The sequence below is a fragment of the Corticibacter populi genome (assembly GCF_004217315.1).
Taxonomy (GTDB): domain Bacteria; phylum Pseudomonadota; class Gammaproteobacteria; order Burkholderiales; family Burkholderiaceae_C; genus Lampropedia; species Lampropedia populi.
In genome coordinates this window covers 1-18,181 of record NZ_SGWR01000007.1, presented here as the reverse complement: position 1 = coordinate 18,181, position 18,181 = coordinate 1, and the positions used below count along the sequence as shown (strand labels likewise).

13 protein-coding genes and 2 tRNA genes are annotated in these 18,181 nt (G+C 62.5%); all 15 read left to right on the top strand.

The window, feature by feature from the left end:
- On the top strand, window positions 1–94 hold a 94-nt coding region (locus tag EV687_RS18795; RefSeq protein ID WP_081816287.1), incomplete at its 5' end, for an EF-Tu C-terminal domain-related protein.
- A 15-nt stretch (window positions 95–109) separates the two neighbouring features.
- Window positions 110–185 (top strand) — tRNA-Trp (locus EV687_RS18790).
- A gap of 114 nt (window positions 186–299) precedes the next feature.
- Window positions 300–686 (top strand): preprotein translocase subunit SecE, encoded by a 387-nt coding sequence (secE, locus tag EV687_RS18785; RefSeq protein WP_122231996.1) that lies wholly within the window; start codon window positions 300–302, stop codon window positions 684–686.
- Window positions 686–1,270 carry a transcription termination/antitermination protein NusG gene (gene nusG / locus EV687_RS18780; protein WP_122231997.1) on the top strand — a complete coding sequence of 195 codons (585 nt, stop codon included), beginning with the start codon at window positions 686–688 and terminating at the stop codon, window positions 1,268–1,270. The genes secE and nusG overlap by 1 nt, the downstream gene beginning before the upstream one ends.
- A 228-nt stretch (window positions 1,271–1,498) precedes the next feature.
- Window positions 1,499–1,930 (top strand): 50S ribosomal protein L11, encoded by a 432-nt coding sequence (rplK, locus tag EV687_RS18775; protein ID WP_122231998.1) that lies wholly within the window; start codon window positions 1,499–1,501, stop codon window positions 1,928–1,930.
- A complete protein-coding gene (rplA, locus tag EV687_RS18770; protein WP_122231999.1) occupies window positions 1,931–2,626 on the top strand; it encodes a 50S ribosomal protein L1 in 696 nt (231 codons plus the stop codon).
- 277 nt (window positions 2,627–2,903) lie between these two features.
- A complete protein-coding gene (gene rplJ / locus EV687_RS18765) occupies window positions 2,904–3,404 on the top strand; it encodes a 50S ribosomal protein L10 (protein WP_122232000.1) in 501 nt (166 codons plus the stop codon).
- A 70-nt stretch (window positions 3,405–3,474) separates the two neighbouring features.
- Window positions 3,475–3,849: a 50S ribosomal protein L7/L12 gene (rplL, locus tag EV687_RS18760; protein WP_122232001.1), complete on the top strand. Its 375-nt coding sequence runs from the start codon at window positions 3,475–3,477 to the stop codon at window positions 3,847–3,849.
- 331 nt (window positions 3,850–4,180) lie between these two features.
- A complete protein-coding gene (gene rpoB / locus EV687_RS18755) occupies window positions 4,181–8,299 on the top strand; it encodes a DNA-directed RNA polymerase subunit beta (RefSeq protein WP_122232002.1) in 4,119 nt (1,372 codons plus the stop codon).
- 21 nt (window positions 8,300–8,320) lie between these two features.
- A complete protein-coding gene (rpoC, locus tag EV687_RS18750; RefSeq protein ID WP_122232003.1) occupies window positions 8,321–12,550 on the top strand; it encodes a DNA-directed RNA polymerase subunit beta' in 4,230 nt (1,409 codons plus the stop codon).
- Between the two features lie 131 nt (window positions 12,551–12,681).
- On the top strand, window positions 12,682–14,130 hold the full coding sequence (gene rsmB, locus EV687_RS18745) for a 16S rRNA (cytosine(967)-C(5))-methyltransferase RsmB (RefSeq protein ID WP_122232004.1): 1,449 nt from the start codon (window positions 12,682–12,684) through the stop codon (window positions 14,128–14,130).
- A 25-nt stretch (window positions 14,131–14,155) separates the two neighbouring features.
- Window positions 14,156–14,788 carry a DUF4390 domain-containing protein gene (locus EV687_RS18740; protein ID WP_162846692.1) on the top strand — a complete coding sequence of 211 codons (633 nt, stop codon included), beginning with the start codon at window positions 14,156–14,158 and terminating at the stop codon, window positions 14,786–14,788.
- Entirely contained in the window at window positions 14,785–17,127 is a 2,343-nt protein-coding gene (locus EV687_RS18735; protein ID WP_122232006.1) for a sensor histidine kinase, read from the top strand. The genes EV687_RS18740 and EV687_RS18735 overlap by 4 nt, the downstream gene beginning before the upstream one ends.
- 29 nt (window positions 17,128–17,156) lie before the next feature.
- Complete coding sequence (locus tag EV687_RS18730; protein ID WP_122232007.1) at window positions 17,157–17,867, top strand: response regulator; 711 nt, start codon at window positions 17,157–17,159, stop codon at window positions 17,865–17,867.
- Window positions 17,868–17,974: 107 nt separating this feature from the next.
- Window positions 17,975–18,050: transfer RNA gene (locus tag EV687_RS18725), tRNA-Phe, on the top strand.
- Window positions 18,051–18,181 lie beyond the last annotated feature (131 nt).

The window sequence follows — 18,181 nt, the reverse complement described above, 5'->3', positions numbered from 1 at the left end:
CGCCCCGATCGCCATGGAAGAAGGCCTGCGCTTCGCCATCCGCGAAGGTGGCCGCACCGTCGGCGCCGGCGTGGTTGCCAAGATCATTGCCTGATGGGGTGTTTTCTTTAGGGGTATAGCTCAATTGGCAGAGCGTCGGTCTCCAAAACCGAAGGTTGTAGGTTCGATTCCTACTGCCCCTGCCACGATCAGCGTATGATGTTGGTTGTGGTTGTTTTTGAACCCGCCCTCGTAGGCGGGTTTTGTGTCTTTGATAACGTGTGCGCGGCGGCAGCTGTCTGTGCCGGGCGGGAGTGAATATGGCGACTTCTTCGCAGATCGAAACTGTGGGCGGGGGTGTGAATCGGCTCAAGGTCGGTGCGGCCTTCTTGCTGGTGATCGGTGCCATCGTTGCCTTTTATCTGCTGGTTGCACAGGGCGCCTGGGTGCAGTGGGTGGCCTTGCTGGTCGGGTTGGTATTGGCTGGAATCGTGTTTCTCGGGTCTGATCCGGGGCGCAGCTTCAAGGCTTATGTCAAGGATTCCTGGAACGAGTTGAAGAAGGTGGTGTGGCCGACCCGCAAGGAGGCCGTGCAGATGACGGGTTATGTGTTTGCATTTGCCGTCATCATGGCCTTGTTCCTGTGGCTGGCCGATACGACGGTGGGCTGGGTGATTTACGACCTGCTGCTGGGTTGGAGGGATTGATGAGCGATTCGATTGAAAACGGCACTGCACCGGTGCAACCTGACGCCGACTCTGCCAAGCAGTGGTACATCGTGCATGCCTATTCCGGCATGGAGAAGGCGGTTGAGCGCAATATCGCCGAGCGCGTGGCGCGTACTGGCATGGGCGGCAAGTTCGGGCGGATCCTGGTGCCGACCGAGGAGGTGGTTGAGGTCAAGAATGGTCAGCGCCGTACCACTGAACGCAAGCTGTTTCCGGGCTATGTCTTCGTCGAGATGGAAATGGACGACGAAACCTGGCATCTGGTCAAGCAGACCAGCAAGGTGACGGGTTTCGTTGGTGGCGGTCGCAACAAGCCGACGCCAATCTCCGAGGCGGAGGTGCAGAAGATCGTCAATCAGATGGAAGAGGGCGTGGAGAAGCCGCGCCACAAGACCGAATTCACGGTGGGTGAGCTGGTTCGCGTCAAGGAGGGGCCGTTTGCCGACTTCAATGGCTCGGTCGAGGAAGTGAATTACGAGCGCAGCCGCCTGCGGGTGTCGGTGATGATTTTCGGTCGCTCCACTCCGGTGGAGCTGGAGTTCGGTCAGGTCGAGAAAACCTGAGTCGGATCGACTGTTGATCGCTTGGTCTTCGGTGCTCGCTCGCGTAGCGTGTGTCGAGGGTGTGTGAGCCGACGGTGGTTGTGATTGCAGTCCTGTGGGCAGGCTTGCAGTTTTTTTGGAGCCTGGCTATAATGCTAGGCTTTGCCGTCTTTGGGCGGTATTTTTTGGCTTCGGGGAGCCGGGCGGAGAGTCTCTTGCCTGGCGTCAAGACCCGATAGGAGTGTATCAATGGCAAAGAAAATCGTCGGCTTCATCAAGCTGCAGGTGCCTGCCGGAAAGGCAAATCCTTCTCCTCCAATTGGTCCGGCGCTGGGTCAGCGTGGCCTCAACATCATGGAGTTCACCAAGGCGTTCAATGCGCAGACCCAAGGCGTCGAGCCGGGCCTGCCGCTGCCGGTGGTGATTACCGCTTATGCGGACAAGAGCTTCACCTTCATCATCAAGACGCCGCCTGCGACGACCTTGATCAAGAAGGCCATCAAGCTGGATAAGGGTTCCTCCAATCCGAACAAGCAAAAGGTCGGCAAGATCACCCGTGCCCAGCTTGAGGAGATTGCCAAGACCAAGATGGCTGACCTCAATGCAGCTGATCTGGATGCTGCGGTCCGCATCATTGCGGGATCGGCCCGTTCGATGGGCGTGACTGTGGAGGGCGTGTAAATGGCCAAGCTGACGAAGAAGCAAAAAGCCCAGCAGGGCAAGATCGACTCCACCAAGCTCTACGCCTGGGGCGATGCGATTGTGCTGGTCAAGGATGCGGCCACCGCCAAGTTCGATGAATCCATCGATGTGGCCGTGCAACTGGGCATCGACGCCAAGAAGTCCGACCAAGTGGTGCGTGGCGCCGTGGTGCTGCCCAACGGTACGGGCAAGACCGCGCGCGTGGCCGTGTTCGCGCAGGGCGCCAAGGCTGAAGAGGCCAAGGCGGCTGGCGCCGATGTGGTGGGTATGGAGGAGTTGGCGGCCGAGTTCAAGACCGGCAACATCCCCTACGACGTGATCATTGCGGCCCCCGATGCGATGCGTGTCGTTGGCGCGCTGGGCCAGATCCTGGGTCCGCGCGGCCTGATGCCGAACCCGAAGGTCGGTACCGTCACGCCCGATGTGGCCACGGCTGTGAAGAATGCCAAGGCTGGTCAGGTGCAGTTCCGTGTCGACAAGGCCGGCATCATCCATGGCACGATCGGTCGTCGCTCGTTCGACAACGAGAAGCTGCAGCAGAACCTGAAGGCCCTGGTCGATGCACTGAACAAGGCCAAGCCCGCGGCCAGCAAGGGTGCCTACTTGCGCAAGCTCGCGGTGTCCTCGACCATGGGTGTGGGTGTGCGCGTCGACCTGCAGACGCTGGCCGCCTGAATGAAGAATTGAGGCATGCGTCCAGGCTTTGGTCGGGACGCATGCCTTGAAGTGGTGGGCTGTCCGTCTTTCTCTTTGGGAGAGGTGGCAGGTCATCCAAGACCGCTGGTGTGGACTTCGGTTCGCTTAAGCCGCCTTGCGGGCGGGCCAGCGCAGATGGTGCCCACTGTATGGGAAATATTGCAAAGTATTCTCTGACAGTTGGTCGCTTGATTAAGCGCAGTCATGTCGGACTGGTGTGAATGGGTCTGACTGGTTGCATTGAAAGGAGTGGACCTTGAGTCTGAATCGCAGTGAGAAAGAGGCGGTCGTTGCAGAAGTGACCGAACTCGCCGCCAAATCCCAGACGCTGGTGGTGGCGGAATACCGTGGTATCACGGTGGCGGATCTGACCCGTCTGCGCGTCAAGGCTCGCGAGCAGAATGTGACCCTGAGTGTTCTGAAGAACACGCTGGCGCGTCGTGCCGTGGCTGGAAGCGCGTTTGAGGTGGTGTCCGATCAACTGACGGGCCCGTTGATCTATGGCTTTTCCGAAGATGCCGTGGCGGCTGCCAAGGTGGTTGCGGAGTTTGCCAAGACCAATGACAAGCTGGTCATCCGTGGTGGTGCCTATGAAGGCAAGGCACTCGACGCCGATGCTGTGAAGCAGCTGGCTGCCGTGCCCACCAAGGAAGTGCTGCTGTCCCAACTGCTGGGCCTGCTGCAGTCGCCGATTTCGCGCACCGCGCGTGTGCTGGCGGCCCTGGCCGAGCAAAAAGGCGAGGCGCAGCCCGCCTGACGGCATGGGCGGGCACCGCGCCCGCCGTGGCCGGTATCAATCAATTGAACAACTGTATTAGAGGATCAAAATGGCATTCGATAAAGACGCATTCCTGACCGCCCTGGATGGCATGACCGTTCTGGAACTGAACGATCTGGTCAAGGCAATCGAAGAGAAGTTCGGCGTGAGCGCTGCTGCAATGGCTGCTCCCGCTGCCGCTGGTGGCGGTGCTGCTGCTGCCGTGGAAGAGAAGACCGAGTTCGACGTCGAACTCAAGGAAGCTGGCGCCAACAAGGTGTCCGTGATCAAGGCCGTGCGTGAAATCACCGGCCTGGGTCTGAAGGAAGCCAAGGACCTGGTCGACGGCGCACCGAAGGTCGTCAAGGACGGCCTGTCCAAGGCTGACGCCGAGGCCGCTCTGAAGAAGCTGCAAGACGCTGGCGCCAAGGCTGAACTGAAGTAATTCATTCGGTTTTGACGGGCCGGATGCTCCGGATGGGGCATCTGGCCTTTGTCGTCTGCTGATGGTCTGTTGCCCCATGGGGTGGCAGACCCAGAATGCAGACAAAAGTGGATGGTCCGTGCGCGCTGCGCCATCTGCTTTTGTGTGCTTTCTGAATCCCCGACACAGCAAAGCACCTTGGTCGGGCGGTGTGCAAGGCACCGTCGTCAGCCATGGTTGGTAGTGGCCAACCGCCAAGACTTGAGGCGTCACCCATGCCGCACGCTCGTGCGCGCCACGCCTGCAGGTGAACCGTCGAAGAATCCCAGGAAAACCTCAGCCCGGAGATCTCATGGCCTATTCCTTTACCGAACGTAAACGCATCCGCAAAAGCTTCGGCCGCCGCGACAGCGTTCTGCCCATTCCTTACCTGCTGCAGATGCAAAAGGATGCCTACACGGCCTTCCTGCAGTCGGACCTGCCGCCCAAGAAGCGCGCTGACGAAGGCTTGCAGGCGGCGTTCAATTCCGCTTTCCCGATCGTCTCCCACAATGGCTTCGTGGAGATGAAGTTCGTCGAGTACAACCTCTCCAAGCCCGCCTTCGACGTGCGCGAATGCCAGACCCGCGGCCTGACGTTCGCGTCGGCTGTGCGCGCCCGCCTGCAGCTGATCATCTACGATCGCGACTCCTCCACCGCGCAGAACAAGGTGGTCAAGGAAGTCAAGGAGCAGGAAGTCTACATGGGCGAAGTGCCGCTGATGACGGACAAGGGCTCCTTCATCATCAACGGTACCGAGCGCGTGATCGTCTCGCAGTTGCACCGCTCGCCTGGCGTGTTCTTCGAACATGACAAGGGCAAGACCCATTCATCGGGCAAGTTGCTGTTCTCGGCGCGAGTGATCCCGTACCGTGGCTCGTGGCTGGATTTCGAGTTCGACCCGAAGGACATCCTGTATTTCCGCGTCGACCGTCGTCGCAAGATGCCGGTGACCATCCTGCTCAAGGCCATCGGCCTGACGCCGGAGGCGATCCTTGCCAACTTCTTCGAGAACGACAACTTCACCCTGCTCGACAGCGGTGCCCGCATGGCGTTGGTGGCCGATCGTCTCAAGGGGGAAGTGGCGCGTTTCGACATCACCGATGCCAAGGGCAATGTGATCGTTGCCAAGGACAAGCGCGTGACGGCCCGCCACATCCGCGATCTGGAGCAGTCCGGCCAGAAGGAAATCGTCGTCCCCGAGGATTTCCTGCTCGGGCGCGTGGTGGCCAAGAACATCGTGGATCCCGATACCGGTGAAGTGATCGCCCGCGTCAACGAGGAACTGACCGAGGCATTGCTCAAGAAGCTGCGCGCGGCCGGCATCCGCGAGCTGCCCTGTATCTATACCAACGAGCTGAACCACGGCGCTTACATCTCGCAGACGCTGCGCATCGATGAAACCGCCGACGAGTTCGCCGCCCGCGTGGCCATCTACCGCATGATGCGCCCTGGCGAGCCGCCCACCGAGGACGCCGTGCAGGCGCTGTTCCATCGCCTGTTCTTCAATCCGGATACCTACGACCTCTCGCGCGTGGGCCGCATGAAGTTCAACGCCAAGGTCGGCAATCCCGATCCCAAGGGCGAGATGGTGCTCTCCAACGAGGACATCCTGTCGGTCGTGAAGATCCTGGTGGACCTGCGAAATGGCCATGGCGAGGTCGATGACATCGACCACTTGGGTAACCGCCGCGTGCGCGGCGTCGGCGAACTGGCCGAGAACCAGTACCGCACCGGCCTGGCCCGCATCGAGAAGGCCGTCAAGGAGCGTCTGGGCACGGCCGAGCAAGAGCCGCTGATGCCGCATGACCTGATCAACAGCAAGCCTATTTCGGCAGCGCTCAAGGAGTTCTTTGGCGCCTCGCAGCTGTCGCAGTTCATGGACCAGACCAACCCGCTCTCCGAGATTACCCACAAGCGCCGTGTCTCAGCCCTGGGCCCGGGCGGTCTGACGCGTGAGCGTGCCGGCTTCGAGGTGCGCGACGTGCACGTGACGCACTACGGTCGCGTCTGCCCGATCGAAACGCCGGAAGGCCCGAACATCGGTCTGATCAACTCGCTGGCCCTGTATGCTCGCCTGAACGAATACGGCTTCATCGAGACGCCGTACCGCCGCGTCGTGGACGGCAAGGTGACCAACGACATCGATTACCTCTCGGCCATCGAGGAGGGCAAGTACATCATCGCCCAGGCCAATGCCGAGCTCGATGCCGAAGGGCGCCTGACCGGCGACCTGGTGTCGGCCCGTGAAAAGGGGGAATCCATCCTGGTGAACCCGGCCCGTGTCGAGTACATGGACGTCTCGCCGGCGCAGATCGTCTCGGTGGCAGCCTCGATCGTTCCCTTTCTCGAGCACGACGATGCGAACCGCGCGTTGATGGGCGCCAACATGCAGCGCCAGGCCGTGCCCGTGCTGCGTCCGGAAAAGCCGTTCGTCGGTACCGGCATCGAGCGCGTGGCAGCGGTGGATTCGGGCACCGTGGTGACGGCCAAGCGCGGTGGCGTGGTCGACTATGTCGATGCTGCCCGCGTGGTGATCCGCGCCAACGACGACGAGGCCATCGCTGGCGAAGTCGGCGTGGACATCTACAACCTCATCAAGTACCAGCGTTCCAACCAGAACACCAACATCCACCAGCGTCCCATCGTCAAGAAGGGCGATGTGTTGGCCAAGGGCGACGTGATTGCCGATGGCGGCTCGACCGACCTGGGCGAACTGGCGCTGGGCCAGAACATGCTGATCGCGTTCATGCCCTGGAACGGCTACAACTTCGAGGACTCGGTGATGCTCTCCGAGCGCGTGGTGGCCGAGGATCGCTACACCTCCATCCACATCGAGGAACTGGTGGTGATGGCCCGTGACACCAAGCTCGGTGCCGAGGAAATCACCCGCGACATCCCGAACTTGTCCGAGCAGCAGCTCAACCGCCTCGACGATTCCGGCATCATCTACGTCGGTGCCGAAGTGCAGCCGGGCGACGTGCTGGTCGGCAAGGTCACGCCCAAGGGCGAGACCACGCTGACGCCGGAAGAAAAGCTGCTGCGCGCGATCTTTGGCGAGAAGGCCTCCGACGTGAAGGACACCTCGCTGCGGGTGGACCAGGGCTCGCAAGGCACCGTGATCGACGTGCAGGTCTTCACCCGCGAAGGCATCGAGCGCGACAAGCGCGCCCAGCAGATCATCGACGACGAGCTCAAGCGCTATCGCCTGGACCTCAACGACCAGTTGCGCATCGTCGAGGCCGACGCCTTCGACCGTGTCAAGAAGCTGCTGGTGGGCAATGTCGCCAACGGTGGCCCGCAGAAGCTGACCAAGGGCAGCAAGATCGATGCGGCCTATCTGGAGTCCATCGATAAGTACCACTGGTTCGACATTCGTCCGGCCGACGAAACCGTGGCGGCGCAGCTCGAGAGCATCAAGAACTCCATCGAGTCGACCCGCAACAGCTTCGACCAGGCCTTCGAGGAAAAGAAACGCAAGCTCACGCAAGGCGATGAACTGCCGCCGGGCGTGCTGAAGATGGTCAAGGTCTACCTGGCCGTTAAGCGCCGGCTGCAGCCGGGCGACAAGATGGCCGGCCGCCACGGCAACAAGGGTGTGGTCTCCAAGATCACCCCGATCGAGGACATGCCCTACCTGGCCGACGGCACCACCGCCGACATCGTACTCAACCCGCTGGGCGTGCCTTCGCGGATGAACGTCGGACAGGTGCTGGAAGTGCATCTGGGCTGGGCCGCCAAGGGGCTGGGCGCACGCATCGCCAAGCTGCTCGAGCTCGAACGCGACAAGCAGGTCAAGGAAATCCGCGAGTTCCTCGCCAAGGTCTACAACCAGGCCGGTCACAAGGAAGACCTGGATGCCCTGAGCGACGACCAGGTCATCGACATGGCCCGCAACCTCCAGAGCGGCGTGCCGTTTGCCACGCCGGTGTTCGACGGTGCCGACGAGGCGGACATCCAGAACATGCTTCAGCTGGCCTATCCGGAGGATGTCGCCAAGGCCAAGGGCCTGACCGAGACGCGCACCCAGGCCTATCTGTACGACGGCCGCACCGGCGAGCGCTTCGAGCGCCCGACGACGATCGGCTACATGCACTTCCTGAAGCTGCACCACTTGGTGGACGACAAGATGCACGCGCGCTCCACCGGCCCATACTCGCTGGTGACGCAGCAACCGCTGGGCGGCAAGGCCCAGTTCGGTGGCCAGCGTTTCGGGGAGATGGAAGTGTGGGCGTTGGAGGCCTATGGTGCCGCCTACGTGCTGCAGGAAATGCTCACCGTCAAGTCCGACGACGTCAACGGCCGTACCAAGGTGTACGAATCCATCGTCAAGGGCGAGCACGCCATCGAGGCGGGCATGCCCGAATCGTTCAATGTTCTGGTCAAGGAAATCCGTTCGCTGGGTCTCGATATCGAGCTCGAACGCGACTAACCGGCAAAGGAAATCAACGCTATGCAATCCTTACTCGACCTGTTCAAGCAGTTCACCCCGGACGATCACTTCGATGCGATCAAGATCGGGCTGGCTTCGCCGGAGAAAATCCGTTCCTGGTCCTTTGGCGAGGTGAAGAAGCCCGAGACCATCAACTACCGCACCTTCAAGCCCGAGCGCGACGGCCTGTTCTGCGCCAAGATCTTCGGGCCCATCAAGGACTACGAGTGCCTGTGCGGCAAGTACAAGCGTCTCAAGCACCGCGGTGTGATCTGCGAGAAGTGCGGCGTGGAAGTCACGCAGACCAAGGTGCGCCGCGAGCGCATGGGCCACATCGACCTGGCCGCGCCCTGCGCGCACATCTGGTTCCTCAAATCCCTGCCATCGCGTCTGGGCCTGGTGCTGGACATGACGCTGCGCGACATCGAGCGCGTGCTCTACTTCGAAGCCTATGTGGTGACCGAGCCCGGCATGACGCCGCTGAAGAAGTTCAGCATCATGAGCGAGGACGAATACGACGCCAAGCGTGAGGAATACGGCGACGAATTCGAGGCGCGCATGGGTGCCGAAGGCATCAAGGAACTGCTCGACGGCATCGACATCGACGCCGAGATCGAACGCCTGCGCGGCGACATGACCGGCTCCGAGGTCAAGATCAAGAAGAACTCCAAGCGCCTGAAGGTGTTGGAGTCCTTCAAGAAATCCGGCATCAAGCCCGGCTGGATGGTGCTGGAAGTGCTGCCCGTGCTGCCGCCGGATTTGCGTCCGCTGGTGCCGCTGGACGGCGGCCGCTTCGCGACCTCCGATCTGAACGACCTGTACCGCCGCGTCATCAACCGCAACAACCGTCTGCGCCGCCTGCTGGAGCTGAAGGCGCCGGAGATCATTGCGCGCAACGAAAAGCGCATGCTGCAGGAATCGGTCGATTCGCTGCTGGACAACGGCCGCCGTGGCAAGGCCATGACGGGCGCCAACAAGCGTGCACTGAAGTCGCTGGCCGACATGATCAAGGGCAAGGGCGGCCGCTTCCGTCAGAACCTCTTGGGCAAGCGCGTCGACTACTCGGGCCGTTCGGTGATTACCGTGGGCCCAACCTTGAAGCTGCACCAGTGCGGCCTGCCCAAGCTGATGGCGCTGGAACTGTTCAAGCCCTTCATCTTTGCGCAGCTCGAGCAGCGCGGCATCGCCACCACCATCAAGGCGGCGAAGAAGGAAGTCGAATCCGGCACGCCGGTGGTCTGGGACATCCTCGAAGAGGTGATCCGCGAACACCCGGTGATGCTCAACCGTGCGCCGACGCTGCACCGTCTGGGCATCCAGGCGTTCGAGCCGATCCTGATCGAAGGCAAGGCCATCCAGCTGCACCCGCTGGTCTGCGCGGCGTTCAACGCCGACTTCGACGGTGACCAGATGGCCGTGCACGTGCCGCTGTCGGTGGAAGCACAGATGGAAGCGCGCGTGCTGATGCTCGCCTCCAACAACGTGCTGTTCCCGGCCTCGGGCGAGCCCTCCATCGTGCCTTCGCAGGACGTGGTGCTGGGCCTGTACTTCGCCACCCGCGAGAAGATCAACGGCAAGGGCGAGGGCATGATTTTCGCCAACGTCAGCGAGGTTCTGCGTGCACTGGACAATGACGTGGTCGAACTGAACGCCCGCGTCAACGTGCGCCTGACCGAGTGGGTCAAGAACAAGACCACCGGCGAGCTGGAATCGAACACCAAGGTGCGCGAGACCACCGTCGGCCGGGCGCTGCTGTCCGAGATCCTGCCCAAGGGCCTGCCGTTCGAGGTCATCAACCGTGCGCTGAAGAAGAAGGAAATCTCCAAGCTGATCAACACGGCTTTCCGCAAGTGCGGCTTGAAGGACACCGTGGTGTTCGCCGACAAGCTGCTGCAGAACGGTTTCCGGCTGGCCACGCGCGCCGGCATCTCGATCGCCATCGAGGACATGCTGGTGCCGCCGCAGAAGCATGAGATCGTCAGCCGCGCCGAAGGCGAGGTCAAGGAAATCGAGCAGCAGTACACCTCTGGTCTGGTCACGGCCGGTGAGCGCTACAACAAGGTGGTGGACATCTGGGGCAAGGCCGGTGACGAAGTCTCCAAGGTCATGATGCAGCAGCTGGCCAAGCAGAAGACCACCGACCGCCACGGCAAGGAAGTCGATCAGGAATCGTTCAACGCGATCTACATGATGGCCGACTCGGGCGCCCGCGGTTCCGCGGCGCAGATTCGCCAGCTCGCCGGCATGCGCGGCCTGATGGCCAAGCCGGACGGCTCCATCATCGAGACGCCGATCACCGCGAACTTCCGCGAAGGCCTGAACGTGTTGCAGTACTTCATCTCCACCCACGGCGCCCGCAAGGGTCTGGCCGATACGGCGTTGAAGACGGCGAACTCCGGTTATCTCACGCGCCGCCTGGTCGACGTGACGCAGGATCTGGTCATCACCGAGGATGATTGCGGCACCACCAACGGCACCTACATGCGCGCCGTGGTCGAGGGCGGTGAAGTGATCGAATCGCTGCGCGACCGCATTCTGGGCCGCACTGCGGCCGAGGACGTGCTGCATCCGGAGACCCGCGCCGTGTTGCTTCCTGCCGGCACGCTGCTGGAAGAAGACCAGCTCGACGACATCGAGGCCGCCGGCGTCGACGAAGTCAAGGTGCGCACCTCGCTGACCTGCGACACGCGCTTTGGCCTGTGCGCCAAGTGCTATGGCCGCGACTTGGGCCGTGGCGGGTTGATCAACCTCGGCGAAGCCGTTGGTGTGATCGCCGCCCAGTCCATTGGCGAGCCGGGCACGCAGCTGACCATGCGCACTTTCCACATCGGGGGTGCGGTCAACCGCGCCGCCATCGCCTCCAGTGTGGAAGCCAAGTCCAACGGCCTGATCGGCTTCAACCCGACGATGCGCTACGTCACCAACAGCAAGGGTGAGCTGGTGGTCATCTCGCGTTCGGGCGAGATCATCATTCAGGACGAGCATGGCCGCGAGCGCGAACGCCACAAGGTGCCTTATGGCGCCATCCTGACGATCAAGCCCGACCAGCAGATCAAGGCCGGCACGATCCTGGCCAACTGGGACCCGCTGACCCGCCCGATCATCACTGAATACGCCGGCCAGGTGAAGTTCGAGGGTGTCGAGGAAGGCCTGACGGTGGCCAAGCAGGTCGACGACGTGACCGGTCTGTCCACGCTGGTGGTGATCGATCCGAAGCGCCGCGGCTCCAACAAGGTGGTACGTCCGCTGGTCAAGCTCGCCGATGCACAGGGCAATGAGGTCAAGATCCCCGGTACCGACCACTCGGTGACGATCGGCTTCCAGATCGGTGCGCTGATCCAGGTGCGTGACGGCCAGGACGTCGGCCCTGGCGAAGTGCTGGCGCGCATCCCGATCGAAGGCCAGAAGACCCGCGACATTACCGGCGGTCTGCCGCGCGTGGCCGAGCTGTTCGAAGCCCGCACGCCCAAGGACAAGGGTACGCTGGCCGAGATCACCGGCACGGTGTCGTTCGGCAAGGAGACCAAGGGCAAGATCCGCCTGCAGATCACCGACCCCGAAGGCACGGTCTGGGAAGACCTGATCCCGAAGGAAAAGAACATCCTGGTGCACGAAGGCCAGGTGGTCAACAAGGGTGAGCTGATTGTCGATGGTCCGGCCGATCCGCAGGACATCCTGCGCCTGCTGGGCATCGAAGAGCTCTCGCGCTACATCGTCGACGAGATCCAGGACGTGTACCGCCTGCAGGGTGTGAAGATCAACGACAAGCACATCGAAGTGATCGTGCGTCAGATGCTGCGCCGCGTCGTGGTCGAGAACCCCGGCGAGTCGAACTACATCCAGGGAGAGCAGGTCGAGCGTTCGGAGATCCTCAACACCAACGAGGCGCTGCAACGGGACGGCAAGATCCCCGCGACCTACACCAACCTGCTGCTGGGCATCACCAAGGCCTCGCTGTCGACCGATTCGTTCATCTCTGCGGCGTCCTTCCAGGAAACGACCCGCGTGCTGACCGAAGCGGCCATCATGGGCAAGCGTGACGAACTGCGTGGTCTCAAGGAGAACGTGATCGTCGGCCGTCTGATCCCCGCCGGTACCGGTCTCGCCTACCATCAGGCCCGCAAGGCCAAGGAGCAGATGGACGACGCCGAGCGCCGCGCCATCGCCGAGCAGGAAGAGGTCGAGTTCAACAGCGCCACCGAGTCGCACGCCGATGCGGCCGCCGAAGGCGCTGGCAGCGACGAAGCCTGAGCCTGCAGCCTTCCCGTGCGGCCAGCCCGCACGGGCCATGCATCTTCCCGAGGCGTTCCGGCCATTGGATCCTGCTTCGGGTAATGCTCCCCACACCATCCCGCCTGTATCATGCAGGCGGGATTTTTTTCATGACAACGCACCAAGCACATCCGTCACAGCGGCCACGCCCATCATCCGGCGCTCCGGACTCCAAGGCATCGCCAGCGCTCTGGCAGCAGCTCGATCTGGCCGCGCGTGGCCTGCAGGCGGTGCGGGCGGGCCAGTCGGCGCGTGCACTTGTACAGTCGTGGCCGGAGGCATTGCGCCCCGGCGCCCAAGCCTTGCTGTACCACACCCTGCGCCATACCGGCACGGCGGCCTCCCTGCAGCAGCAGCTGGTGGCGCGCCGGCCCCAGCCCCAGGTCGAGGCTTTGCTGTGCGTTGCGCTGAGCCTGCTGCTCGATGATGGCGAGCCGTCCTATGCGCCATTCACAGTGGTCGACCAGGCTGTCGAGGCGCTGCGCCGGCGTCGCAAGTTCTCCGCGCAGGCCGGGTTCGTCAACGCTTGCTTGCGGCGCTTTCTGCGCGAGCGCGATGCCTTGCTGGCGGCCGCAGAGAACGAGCCGCAGGCGCGCTGGAACCACCCGCTCTGGTGGATTGAACGGTTGCGCCAGGATTATCCCGATCAATGGCGGGCCATCCTGGCCGCCAACAACCAGCGCGCGCCCCTCACCTTGCGCGTCAACCAGAGCCGCTGCAGCCGCGCCGACTATCTGCAGCTGCTGGCGCAGCGGGGCGTGGCGGCACAGCCGATTGGCGCGGCTGGCGTGGTGCTGGGAGAGGCCATGGATGTGCGCCGCTTGCCCGGCTATGCCGATGGCTGGTTTTCGGTGCAGGATGCCGGCGCCCAACTGGCAGCGCCAATGCTGCTGCAAGATGCCGTGGGTGCACCTACCGACGCGCCACTGCTGGTACTGGACGCCTGCGCCGCGCCTGGCGGCAAGACCGCCCATCTGCTTGAATTGGCGGCCATTCGTGGCCTGCCGATCGAACTGCTGGCGATGGATGTGGATGCCACGCGTTGCGAACGCATCACGCAGAACCTGACGCGCCTGCAACTGCCGCCCAGCCGCGTTGTGGCCGCCGATGCCAGCCGACCGCAGCAATGGTGCGACCATCTGCTGCAAGGTCGACAGCTTGACCTGCTGCTGCTCGATGCGCCATGCTCGGCCGCCGGTATCGTGCGCCGGCACCCGGATATCCGCTGGCTGCGGCGCGCCAGTGATATCGAGGCACTGGCCGCCGTGCAGCAGAGCCTGCTGAGCGTGTTGTGGCCGTTGCTCAAGCCGGGGGGGCGTCTCTTATACTGCACCTGTTCTGTGTTCCATACGGAGGGCGAGGATCAGGTGCGACGCTTTCTGGCACGCCAGGACGATGCGCAACTTCTGGCACCGGCGCTGCAGTTGCTGCCGACGTTGGCCGTGCACCACGACACGGTCTTGCCAGCGCCCACTCCTGCATCGGCAGCACAAATGCCGCAGATGCACAACCATGATGGTTTCTTCTATGCATTGCTGGGTAAGCGCACGGTGGCCTGAACGGCTTGGCGGCCGGTGGTCGGCGGTGTCCGGAAGACCGCTGCGGGCCTGGCTGTGTCTGGCCATGCTGGTATGGATGATGTCGCTCGGGCTGGCTGCCCACGCCGCCGCACCCGCGCCGGAGCGCTCTGCCGTCGATGGGGATTCGTTGATCCAGAACGTCACCTGGGATGTGACTGCCGATGGCGCCGTGACGCTTGACGTCAACATGACGCTGGCCCTGCCGCAGGTGGTGGAGGAAGCCTTGGTGCAAGGCATTCCCATCTATTTCGTTGCTGAAGCCGGGCTCGAGCGCACCCGCTTCTGGTGGTGGAGCCGCCAGGATGGCCTGGCGCGGCGTTACTGGCGCGTGAGCTATCAGCCATTGACGCGCATGTGGCGGGTGCAGTCATCAGTGATTTCTTCCGAGCACACCGACCAGGCGCGCGGCTTGTCGCAAGGGTACGGCAGCTTGTCGCAGGCCCTGGGCTCGATGCAGCGCATCAATGGTTGGCGCATCGTCGAGGCACGCGCGCTCAAACCACATGCCAGCTATGAGGCCTTCTTCCACTTCGGCCTGGACAAGTCCCGTTTGCCGCGCCCGCTGCAGATCGGCTCCGTCGGACGCAGTGACTGGGATCTGCAATTGGGAGACAGTCAGGTGCTGCAACTGCCATGAGCACATCATTGAATTCGCATGTTTCCTCGCCGGCGCGAGGTGCCACGCGTCAGACCCCGTCCAGCAGTCGCCGGTTGCGCTGGGGGGTGGGAGTCATCCTGGCGGTGATCGCCGCCATTGCGATGGTGCTGTTGTTCCTGCTGGCACTGGCCACCAACAACCAGGAACTCTACGAGCATTACTACCCGTTGCTGCTCAGCATCAATGCCGTGGTTGCGGGGGTGCTGCTGTTCACGCTGGTGTGGGGCGCCTGGCGCCTGGTGCAACGCCTGCGCATGCACAAGTTTGGCAGCCGCCTGCTGATCAAGCTGGCGGCGCTGTTCTGCGTGGTGGGCATCCTGCCGGGTTTGCTGATCTACACCATCTCCTACCAATTCGTTTCGCGCTCGATCGAGAACTGGTTTGACGTGCGGGTCGAGGGTGCACTTTCCGCCGGGGTCGGTTTGGCGCGCAGCACGCTCGATGCCTGGGTGGTCAACTCCACGGCCAGGGCGCGTTATGCCGGCGGGCAGCTGGCGCAGGTCAACCCCACGGCATTGGGTGTGGCACTCGAGCAGGTGCGCGAGCAACTGGGGGCCAGCAATGCCGTGCTGTGGGGAAGCGATGGTAATGTGGTGGCCAGCGCCGGTGCCTCGCGTTTCGAGCTCTGGCCACAGCGACCACCGGCGCAAGCCTTTCGCACCGCTCGCACGGAGCGTGAATGGGCGGTGCTCGAAGGCATGGAACAGGCCGAGGCGGATGGCTCCGCGCCGGTGCTGGTGCAGGTGCTGGTGCAGGTCGGCGAACTGGGGCTGGACATCGGCGATGGTCGCCCGCGCTTTCTGCAGGTAACGGTGCCGGTGCCCCAGGCGCTGGTCTCCGACGCATTTTCCGTTCAGCAGGCCAACCGGGAGTACCGGGAGCGCGCCATGGGGCGCGAAGGCTTGCGGCGCATGTACATCGGCACACTCACCCTCAGTCTGTTCTTGGCGGTGTTCGGCTCCATCGTGCTGGCCGTGATCCTGGGCAATCAACTGTTGCGGCCCATTCTCATCCTGGCTGAAGGCGTGCGCGAGGTCGCTGCAGGCAACCTCAATCCCAAAGTTGCCTTGCCCAACAGCGACGAGCTTGGCGGGCTGACCCGGTCCTTCGCATTGATGACCCATCAGCTGGCCTCTGCGCGCGCCTCGGAGCGCAAGAGCCTGGAAGCCCTCGATGCCTCGCGGGCGCAGTTGCAAACCCTGCTGGACAATCTTACGGCAGGCGTCGTGGTGCTGGACCGGGAGGCACGCATCGTCTCGGCCAATCCGGGTGCGACGCGCATTCTGCGTGCGCCTCTGGCGGCCTACCAAGGGCACACGCTGGCTGAAGTTCCGGAACTGGGGGTATTCGCCACCTCGGTCTGGCAACGCTTCGAGGCATTCCTGAGCGACCAAAGCATGCACGGTCTGGGGCACTGGCAGCATGCCTATGAGCTGTACTCGGCGGGGCAGGATGCCGCGCCGTCCGGTACGCAGGAATATGGCCTGACGATCGTGGCACGTGGCGCCATACTGCCCGATGGCAACCGCTTGCTGGTCTTCGACGACATCTCCGAAGTCGTGTCGGCCCAGCGCGCGCAGGCCTGGGGCGAGGTGGCGCGCCGCCTGGCGCACGAGATCAAGAATCCCCTGACGCCGATCCAGCTTTCCGCCGAACGGCTCGAGATGCGCCTGACCGGCAAGCTCCCCGAACGGGAGGAGGCCATTCTGGCCAAATCGGTCAAGACCATCGTTGATCAGGTGGATGCGATGAAGCGTCTGGTCAACGAGTTCCGCGACTATGCACGCCTGCCGGCGGCGAGGCTCGAACCTCTGGATATCAATGAACTGGTGCGCGACATCATGCACCTCTACGATGCCGACAACGCCAGTTTTCCGATCCAGGCGCAACTGGATGCCGCATGTTCGCCCATCCTTGGCGACGCCATGCAACTGCGCCAGGTGATCCACAATCTTTTACAGAATGCCCAGGATGCCAGCCTGCAGGCACAGGAAAATCGGGCGGCAGGGCCGCAACCCATCCGCATCAGCACGCAGTGGAGCCCCCAGCAGTTGCGGGTGCGTCTGACGGTCGAGGATCATGGTACGGGCTTCCCGCCCCATATGCTCCAGCGTGTCTTCGAGCCCTACGTGACCACCAAGACCAAGGGAACGGGGCTGGGCCTTGCGGTCGTCAAGAAAATCGCCGATGAACACCATGCGCTGATTGACCTGAGCAACCGGCAGGACGTCAGCGGTGCTGTCGTCGGCGCCAAGGTTTCGTTATTATTTCATCCGGCCAGCGGCGCCCAGACTGGGCAGGCCACTGCGCATTCATAGTTCAATTACTGCAGGGTTGAAACAAGCACATGGCAAACATATTGGTGGTGGATGACGAACTGGGCATTCGGGACCTGCTCTCGGAGATCCTCAATGATGAGGGGCACCAGGTCGATCTCGCCGAAAACGCCAGCCAGGCACGCAGCGCCTGCGCCGCGCAGCGCTATGACCTCGTGTTGCTTGACATCTGGATGCCCGATACCGATGGTGTCAGCCTCCTCAAGGAGTGGGCACTGGCCGGTCAGCTCATCATGCCGGTCATCATGATGAGCGGGCACGCCACCATCGATACCGCGGTCGAGGCCACCCGCATCGGCGCCTTTTCATTCCTGGAAAAACCCATCACACTGCAAAAGCTCCTCAAGGCCGTGAATCAGGCTCTCGAGAAAAGCGTCTCAGCGTCAAAAAGTGCGTCATCCATCGCATCCACTGGCAGTGCGACCGTGACCACCACGGACCATCCACCGGAGATGGCCATACCGGCGGCAGAAGTGCCGCATCTGATCAAGGCCATCCCACCGGAAGACATGCTGCCGGATCCACGGCAGGGATTCGACCTCGATCGTCCCCTGCGGGATGCCCGAGACGAGTTCGAGAAAGCCTACTTTGAATTCCATCTGGCCCGCGAAGGGGGCTCCATGACCCGCGTGGCCGAGAAGACGGGGCTGGAGCGCACGCATCTGTATCGCAAACTACGCCAACTTGGCGTGGAACTGGGCAAGAAAAGAAGCACCCGCTAACGCTGCGGGGGGCACGGCTTCCGTGTCGAGCGTCATCGGCGAACCATTGTAGAAAAACTGCGGGTGTTTCCTTTCGGGATGGAAATTGGTGTTATAGTTCAGGGCTTGGCTCGGTAGCTCAGTTGGTAGAGCAGCGGATTGAAAATCCGCGTGTCGGTGGTTCGATTCCGCCCCGAGCCACCAAATTTTGGAAAATAAAAAAATTTTCCTTTCCTCGCTAAAACCTGTGTTATAGTGGAGGGCTTCGCTGATCGGACGATGTGTTTGGTTAGTGGGGTGATGCAAGGGGTTGATGGGGAGAGGTTAAAAAATTT

Bases quoted from the DNA above. Each gene is read 5' to 3' on its own strand.
- EV687_RS18735 (WP_122232006.1), top strand. From the start codon at position 14,785: ATGAGCACATCATTGAATTCGCATGTTTCCTCGCCGGCGCGAGGTGCC.
- EV687_RS18730 (WP_122232007.1), top strand. From the start codon at position 17,157: ATGGCAAACATATTGGTGGTGGATGACGAACTGGGCATTCGGGACCTG.
- nusG (WP_122231997.1), top strand. From the start codon at position 686: ATGAGCGATTCGATTGAAAACGGCACTGCACCGGTGCAACCTGACGCC.
- rpoB (WP_122232002.1), top strand. From the start codon at position 4,181: ATGGCCTATTCCTTTACCGAACGTAAACGCATCCGCAAAAGCTTCGGC.
- rsmB (WP_122232004.1), top strand. From the start codon at position 12,682: ATGACAACGCACCAAGCACATCCGTCACAGCGGCCACGCCCATCATCC.
- rplA (WP_122231999.1), top strand. From the start codon at position 1,931: ATGGCCAAGCTGACGAAGAAGCAAAAAGCCCAGCAGGGCAAGATCGAC.
- rplL (WP_122232001.1), top strand. From the start codon at position 3,475: ATGGCATTCGATAAAGACGCATTCCTGACCGCCCTGGATGGCATGACC.
- secE (WP_122231996.1), top strand. From the start codon at position 300: ATGGCGACTTCTTCGCAGATCGAAACTGTGGGCGGGGGTGTGAATCGG.
- rpoC (WP_122232003.1), top strand. From the start codon at position 8,321: ATGCAATCCTTACTCGACCTGTTCAAGCAGTTCACCCCGGACGATCAC.
- rplK (WP_122231998.1), top strand. From the start codon at position 1,499: ATGGCAAAGAAAATCGTCGGCTTCATCAAGCTGCAGGTGCCTGCCGGA.